Raw genomic sequence first — 7762 nt, forward strand, 5'->3', positions numbered from 1 at the left:
ACGGCCCCTTGCGGGGCCGTTGCTGCGTCAGCCGATCAGTGGATCGATCAGAACTTCTGCTTGTACTGCATGTACATGTAGCGGCCCGGCAGGTCGTACTGCGGGTCGAACATGTTGGCACGGACCGAGTAGGACACCGGCGGATCCTTGTCGAACGCGTTGTTCAGACCCAGCATGATGGTGCCCTTCCACGGGGTGTTGTAGCGGACCTGGATGTCGTGGTAGGTGGTCGACGCGATGTGGTTCTCGCCCTTCGCACCGTCGGAGCAGAACGGGAAGGTCTCCGGATCCTGGGCCGGATCGAACGGGCACTCTTCACGCATGCCGGACTTGTAGCGCAGGCCCCAGTTCACACCGAAATCACCGTAGCTCCAATCCACATACAGGTTGGAGCGGATGCGCCAGTACGGATCCTGGTCGCGGTAACGGCCCTGACGGCCTTCAACCGGCGAGTCCTGGGTCGACTTGGTGTCCCACTTGGACAGATAGGTGCTGTCCCAGCTGATGGTGAACTGACCGAACGAGGTCTCCGGCAGGCGGTAGGCCAGGCCCAGATCCCAACCTTCCACCTTGTACGATGCCAGGTTCTGCAGCGGCATGTTGACGTTGGTGATGGTGTAGCGCTGGTTGACGGTGCCGTAGTTCGGATCACGCGTGATCAGGCCGCAGTAGGCTGCCTGCTGCTGCGGGGTGCCGCCGTAGCAGTAGCTCATGATGTCCTGGATCGCCGGACGGGTGATGGCGTCTTCCACCTTGATCTGCCACCAGTCCAGAGTGACGTTCAGGCCGGTGACGAAGCTCGGGCTCCACACCAGGCCCAGCGTCTTGCTGGTCGAGGTTTCGGGCTTCAGGTTCGGGTTGGCCTGCCAGGTGAACGGCACAACCGTCTGCTTGCGGCCTGCACCGGCGCCCGGCTGAACGAAGTTGGCCGGCACGCCCTGTGCGGCACACTGGGCGGCAACCGCGCCGGTACGGAGGCCAGCGTTGGACGAGCAGGGATCGATGTAGGTCTCGAAGGAGTCTGTATCGCCGCGATACAGGTTGTTGATGCTCGGCGCGCGGAAGCCCTCGGAGTAGTTACCGCGGATCATCAGGTCGTCGATCGGCTTCCAGCGGAAGCCGAACTTGTTGTTGGTGGTGTTGCCGAAGTTGCTGTAGTCGGAGTAGCGCGATGCCACGCTGAAGTCCAGCAGCTTGGCGCCCGGCAGGTCCGCCAGCACCGGGATCGACAGTTCCACGAAGAACTCGTTCAGATCGTAACCGCCCTTGGTCGGTGCCGCACCGTTGCCGGTGCTCAGACCCGAGGCAATGAAGGCGTCCGGATCAAACTGACCGGTTTCCTTGCGGTACTCGTAACCGGCAGCGAAGCCCAGCGCACCGGCCGGCAGCTGCACGATCTCACCGGAGATGTTGGCGTAGTAGCCCTTCGACACCAGGCTCGCCGAATCGTGTGCGGTGAACGAGGTGTAGTCCAGAGCTTCCTGCGAGATGGAGCCCAGCCCACCCAGCGGATTGATCGGCACACAGCCGGCAATGACGGCGCCCGCCGAATTCAAGCAGACCGGCTTGCCGTCGCGCAGAGCCGACGGGCCATAGGCCTCGGCCAGACGCTGCCTGTTGAACAGGCCGTAGGTCAGGTCGTTCTGGTCGGTCTTGTCGTAGCGATAGCCAACGTCCCAGTCGAAGTTGCGATCGGCAAATTCGAAGAAGCCTTCGAAGCCACCGTAGAAGTGCCAGTTCTTGACGTTCTGGTTGAACGAACGACCACCGGATTCATTGAAGCGACGATTGACGCCCGTCAGGTCGACGCCATACGGGTTGTACATGCTGCCCGCGCTCAGACGCTGGCCGGTCACCGGCATGGATGCCAACAGCTGCTCGGACTTGCGCTCGTTGTACATCGCCTCGGTACGGAAGGTGATGTTGTCAGTCACGTTGTACGAACCCAGCACGAACAGCGAGGTGCGCTCGTTCGGGGTCAGCAGGTAGTTGTCCGGTGCAGTGTTGTAGCCGTGGACGTTGGCATCGAACGGGGTTTCAACGCCATTGATGATGACGTACTGGTTGCCGTTGCGCACATAGCTGCCCGGGATGCCGGTTGCGCTCTGGCCACTGAAGAACGGCGGGCCACCGGCGGAGATCTTGCGATCGCCGGCCATGACGGACTTTTCGTTGACGTAGGACGCGCCGACGGTGATCGAGGCGCGGTCGGTCACGGTGCCCAGGGTGAAGTCATATGCTTCACGCTGGCCATCGCCGGCGCTGTACTGGCCCTTGTAGGCGTTGACTTCAGCACCGTCGAAGTTCTGCTTGGTGATGATGTTCACAACGCCGGCGATGGCGTCCGAACCATAGATGGTCGAGGCGCCGTCCTTCAGGATGTCGATGCGCTCGATCATCGCAGTCGGAATGGTGTTCAGGTCGACGCTGCCGTCCAGACCAGTGGTCCAGCGGCGGCCATTGACCAGCACCAGGGTGCGCTCGGCACCGAGGTTGCGCAGGCTGACGCCGGCCGAACCGTCACCGCCGTTGTTGAACGTACGGTTCAGGGCGGCACCGTTGGCGGCGACGCGCTGCAGGATGTCGGCGACCGAGGTCACGCCCTGCTTTTCGATGTCGGCGCGGGTCAGGCTGAGCACCGGCTGCGAGGTTTCGATGTCGGTGCTCTTGATGCGCGAACCGGTGACCGAGATGCGGTCAAGGTTGGTCGCTTCCTGGGCCTGGGCGGTGGCAGTGGATGCCACACCGGCAACGAGCGCGACCAGAACGGCGTCGCGCAGCTTGTTGGACTGGAAATTCATTGGCTCTCTCTCTCCAAGAAATCTTGGCTGGGTTAGTGCCCGGCGGGGGAGCGAAAAGCGCTCCCAAATCGCGAGGGCTGAACCGATAGTAGCGGGCGTTCGCCAAGAATTAAAGCTGTGTTAATCAAATCTATGATTTTGGTGAAAATTGAAATTAATTCGCAAAATCAAAGACTTGAGTTGCATTCGAGCCAGTTTCGTCTCGTTTGTTAGCGCACGGTGATGAAAAAAGTGCTCGCTGGCGTGTATCGCAGCATGTCGAACTGAACTGCACGGTATCCGACCCGCCGAAAAGCGCGATGCGTGTATCGCGATCGCGCATACGCAACGGGCGCCTTTCGGCGCCCGTGAGAAGTCACTGCAGGAAGAACCGCGCGGTGGGATCAGAGATCCTGTTCGTAACGCACATACGGCACAGTGCCGTCGTCATTGCTTTCATTGCGCGGCGAGAACGGATTCTTGCCGCGGCTGATCACGTTCTCCGCGCCCACGGTGAGCTGGCCGGACCAAGGGGTACGCCAGGTCAGGCCGATTCCCAGGCCTTCCCACTTGCCAGGCTTGCCCGGTACGTCGACGACGCGACCGATGATGCTGCCGGTGAAGTTGCCGTAGCCGGCACCGATGCTCAGGCTCTTGCTGTCCCAGCGGTCGACCAGGGCTGGCGAAGCGTCGGCCAGCGGAACCAGGCGGGCCTTGGCATAGGTACCGGCGATGGAAACGAAGCCTTCGCGGCCGATGTTCTTCTGCGCGAACACGGTCAGATCATTCTGCTCGGCGCGCAATGACGGCGTCTTGTTGGGGCCTGCCAGCCATGCCGGCAGGGTTTCACGGCCGGTACCGGCAGTGATGCCCAGACGACTGTTGCCGCGGTTCAGCGCGGCGGTGCCGCTGAAGCGGCGGCTGTTGAGGTCATCTTCGTCGCCGAGGCTGGCCAGCATGCAGTGACTGGCCAGGCCGCTCATGCTGGTTCCACTGCTGCTGTTGCAGAGCAGGCCCAGCGAATCGCCCGACGACAGGCCGAAGGCGGCATCCAGCGAATTGCGGCCGAAGTGCCAGCGGGCGCCAGCCGCCTGTTCGCCGGTGGGCTCCAAGTACAGCAGGGCTTCGACCTTGCCGCTGCCCTTGTTCCACACCGGCAGCACGGTCCGGGTGTCCTTGCTCTGCGCATGCACGCCCGTGATCGCGCCAAGGGCGATCATCAGAGCCAGCGGTAGACGCAGGAAGGTACGCATCGGACCAGTTCAGACAGGGACGAACAACGGAAGTTCCCGAAGATACGGGAACTTGATCCTAGGGTGTTTATGAATTCTTAACAAGCCTTGATCCCCCCAGATGCAAGACAAGCCGTTTACTGAAGCCGCTCAGGCGCCGGTACAGTCCCCTCGGCACCGTGGAACAGTATGCCGAACTCCGTCAAAGGAAAGTGATACTCCCGCCCGCAGAATTCGCAACGGACCTCGACGGCGCCGGTGTCCGCGGCCGCGGCACGCGCCTCGTCCTCGCCCAGCGACTGCAGCATCGACGCGACCCGTTCACGGGAGCAGGAGCAGGCGAAGGACAGCGGCTTCTCGCCCATCAGCGCCGGCTTCTCCTCATGGAACAGGCGGTGCAGCAGCTGCTCGGCCGGGGTGGCCAGCAGCTCGGCCTTGCCCAGGGTTTCGAACAAAGCGCTGGCGCGCGCCCAACCATCCTCGTCGCCCTCGTCGCCCGGCAGCTTCTGCAGCAGCAGGCCGGCGGCACCGTTGCGGTCGGCCGCGAGCAGCAGGCGGGTCGGCAGCTGCTCGGACTGGCGGAAGTAATCCTCGAAGGCTTCGTCCAGCTCCGGCGCTGTCAGCGCGACCAGGCTCTGGTAGCGCTGCGGCTCGCGCGGGTCCAGGCCAGGGTTTTCGATGGTGATCGCGAGCAGGGCGTCGTCGCCCAGGCTGGACAGGTCGCGCGGCGCGTCGGCGCCTTCGCTGAGCTGGGCAATACCGCGCAGGGTGCCTGCGGCGGTGCATTCAGCGAACAGGGTGCGCAGGGCGGTGCTGCTGCGCAGCTGGATCGAAAGGCGGCCATCGATCTTGGTGTGGCCGGTGAACAGCGCCGAGGCCACGCAGGCCTCGCCGAGCAGTTCGGCGGCCGTATCCGGGTACGCGGCGTGGGACAGGATTTCCTGCCAGGTGGCCTGCAGGCGCACATGGACACCACGGACGCCAGCGTCGGGGAGCAGGAAGCGGATCAGGGAATCGGAGTTGGCGGTCATCGGCTCATATCGCGCGTAAACGAGGGCGGTTGCCGGATAATGCGCCGACAACCAGACAGAAGAAGGATGCACCAGTAATGGGGGCAGGGGGAGAGCAGCACAAGGTGGAGGCCGGGGCGGACGTCCCGCGCCGCAGGCGCTGGCGCTGGAAACAGCTGCTGTGGCTGCCGGTGCTGCTGGCGGCCTTCAGCTGCCTGCAGGTGCTGGTGCTGCGGTTCATCGATCCTCCGGTGTCCACGGTCATGCTGTGGCGCTATGGCGAGGCGCTGGGCGAGGCTGACTGGTCGTATCGCCTGCATTACCAGTGGCGCGACCTGGACCAGATGGCCCCGAGCCTGCCGATCTCGCTGGTGGCGGCCGAAGACCAGCGCTTCCCCGAACACAACGGCTTCGACCTGCAGGCCATCGAAAAGGCCCGCGACCACAATGCCAAGGGCGGGCGCCTGCGTGGCGCCAGCACGATCAGCCAGCAGGTGGCCAAGAACCTGTTCCTCTGGCAGGGCCGCAGCTGGATCCGCAAGGGCCTGGAGGTCTGGTACACGGTGCTGATCGAAGCACTGTGGCCGAAGGAGCGCATCCTTGAGGTGTACGCCAACATCGCCGAGTTCGGTGATGGCGTGTACGGGGCGCAAGCAGCGGCGCAGACGTTCTGGGGCAAGGACGCGGCGCGCTTGAGCCCGGCCGAGAGCGCGCGGCTGGCGGCGGTGCTGCCGGCACCGCGGCGCTACAACGCGGCAAAACCAGGGCCGTACGTACAGCGGCGCGCGGCGTGGATCCAGCGGCAGGCACGGCAGCTGGGCGGGGCCGCGTACCTGTCGGAAGAATGAGGGCCCACGACGCCTGATCTGCGGGCGGCGGCAACGTACAATCGGGGCATGACCCGCGAACGGCTTACCTTTGTCATCGCCGCCTACAACGAGGCCCTGGCACTGCCGTTGCTGCATCCGCGGTTGTGTGCCGTGCTGGACGGCATGCCCGATATCGAAGGCCACATCCTCTATGTGGATGACGGCAGCCATGACAGCACCTGGGAGGTGATCGCCCGCCTGGCCCAGTCCGATGCGCGGGTGTCCGCGCTGAAGCTCTCGCGCAACTTCGGCAAGGAAGCCGCGCTGACCGCTGGCCTGGACCTGGTGCGCGACGGAGCGGCGATGATCCTTGACGCCGACGGCCAGGATCCGCCGGAGCTGGTACCGGAATTCGTCGCGCGCTGGCGCGAGGGCCATGACAACGTCTACGGCACGCGCATGGCCCGCGATGGTGAGGCCTGGATCAAGCGTGCCACGGCGGCGGTGTTCTACCGGGTGATGGGGCGCCTGTCGCGCACGCCGATCCCGGCCGATACCGGTGATTTCCGCCTGCTGTCGCCGCGTGCGTTGAGTGCGCTGCGCGAGATGCGCGAGCGCCACCGTTTCATGAAGGGGCTTTTCAGCTGGGTCGGTTTCAAGCGGATCGCAGTGCCCTATCACCGTCACGCGCGAGTGGCCGGCACCAGCAAGTTCAGTCTGTGGCGGCTGTGGAACTTCGCGCTGGAGGGCATTACCGGCTTTTCCACCGTGCCGCTGCGGGCGGCGACCTACCTGGGACTGGCAACGGCAGCGGTGGCCTTCGTCTTCGGCGTATGGGTGATCGTGAAGGCGGCGCTGTATGGCGACCGGGTGGCGGGCTGGCCGACGATGATGGCGGTGATCCTGTTCCTGGGCGGGGTGCAGTTGATTGCGCTGGGCCTGATCGGTGAGTACCTGGGACGGCTGTACGAAGAGTCCAAGCAGCGGCCGCTGTACCTGGTTGACGCGTGGCTAGCATCCGCCGTGGCAGACTCGGCACTGCAACCCACCCTCGGAGGGCAGGCAGATGACGACGGTACGGCAACTGTTGGACGGCAAGTCTCCTGAAGTACATGCGGTCGCGCCGGAGGCGGCGGTGATCGATGCGATCCGGTTGATGGCGGAGAAGGGCATCGGTGCGGTGCTGGTGATGGACGGGCCGCGGTTGGTCGGCATCCTGTCCGAGCGCGATTACGCACGCAAGATCGTGCTGCGTGATCGTTCGTCACGCGATACGGCGGTGGCGGAGATCATGACGGCGCAGGTGGTGACGGTCTCGCCGGGCGAGCAGGTGGAGCACTGCCTGCAGTTGGTGACCGACTATCGCATCCGCCATCTGCCGGTGGTGGAGGGCGCGCAGGTGCTGGGGGTGATCTCCATCGGCGACCTGGTGAAGTCGGTGATCGATGCGCAGCGGCGCGAGCTGGACCAGCTGCAGCAGTACATCGTGGCTGGGTGAGGTGTTCGCTGGCGGGCCTGCGGCCCGCCGGCCCGCTTTTTGAAGCTCAAAGCCAAAGCCAAAGCCAAAGCCAAAGCAGCGCCTTCCTGATGCGGGGGGAGGCTGAGGGCATGGGCGTGCAGGACACGCCGCAAGTACGTCCCTGTAGGCTCGATGGCGCCATCCATGGCGCCAACGGTCCTGCACGCCCATGCCCTCAGCCTCTGGATACATTGCTGCGAGCGCGGTGAGCTTTGTTGCAGGCGATGTGCTTTGGGTAGCTGCCAACCTTGGTTGGCGCAGCTTTTGACCTTGCTTTTTTCTTTTGATTCTGAATTTCGCTCTCGTTCCGCGCGCGCAGGAAACTGTCGGGAGGGGGACGGGTGACGCAGGCAGGACACGCCGCAAGTACGTCCCTGTAGGCTCGATGGCGCCTTGCTCGTGTGCGCTGTCC

At 64.2% G+C, this 7762-nt stretch carries 6 protein-coding genes; 3 read left to right on the plus strand and 3 right to left on the minus strand.

The features are described from left to right. Positions 1-47: 47 nt before the first annotated feature. From N5J73_RS23610 to N5J73_RS23620, 3 genes are all read right to left on the minus strand, one after another. Positions 48-2801 carry a TonB-dependent receptor gene (locus N5J73_RS23610; RefSeq protein ID WP_049445382.1) on the minus strand — a complete coding sequence of 918 codons (2754 nt, stop codon included), beginning with the start codon at positions 2799-2801 and terminating at the stop codon, positions 48-50. 383 nt (positions 2802-3184) lie between these two features. Continuing rightward, positions 3185-4000 carry a hypothetical protein gene (locus N5J73_RS23615; protein WP_170935765.1) on the minus strand — a complete coding sequence of 272 codons (816 nt, stop codon included), beginning with the start codon at positions 3998-4000 and terminating at the stop codon, positions 3185-3187. 149 nt (positions 4001-4149) lie between these two features. After that, entirely contained in the window at positions 4150-5043 is an 894-nt protein-coding gene (locus N5J73_RS23620; RefSeq protein WP_049445377.1) for an Hsp33 family molecular chaperone HslO, read from the minus strand. 77 nt (positions 5044-5120) lie between these two features. Here N5J73_RS23620 and mtgA point away from each other — a divergent pair, with 77 nt between their 5' ends. Genes mtgA through N5J73_RS23635 form a run of 3 tightly spaced genes read left to right on the plus strand, consistent with a single transcriptional unit; the run spans position 5121 to position 7329 of the window. Next, on the plus strand, positions 5121-5870 hold the full coding sequence (gene mtgA, locus N5J73_RS23625) for a monofunctional biosynthetic peptidoglycan transglycosylase (protein ID WP_049445374.1): 750 nt from the start codon (positions 5121-5123) through the stop codon (positions 5868-5870). 48 nt (positions 5871-5918) lie between these two features. Next, the gene (locus tag N5J73_RS23630; RefSeq protein WP_049445371.1) at positions 5919-6938 is read left to right on the plus strand and encodes a glycosyltransferase family 2 protein; all 1020 of its coding nucleotides are present in this window, start codon (positions 5919-5921) and stop codon (positions 6936-6938) included. After that, the gene (locus N5J73_RS23635) at positions 6898-7329 is read left to right on the plus strand and encodes a CBS domain-containing protein (protein WP_049445369.1); all 432 of its coding nucleotides are present in this window, start codon (positions 6898-6900) and stop codon (positions 7327-7329) included. The genes N5J73_RS23630 and N5J73_RS23635 overlap by 41 nt, the downstream gene beginning before the upstream one ends. Positions 7330-7762 lie beyond the last annotated feature (433 nt).

Origin of the sequence: Stenotrophomonas sp. GD03654 (genome assembly GCF_029845105.1) — a bacterium.
In the GTDB taxonomy this organism is placed as follows: Bacteria; Pseudomonadota; Gammaproteobacteria; order Xanthomonadales; family Xanthomonadaceae; genus Stenotrophomonas; species Stenotrophomonas africana.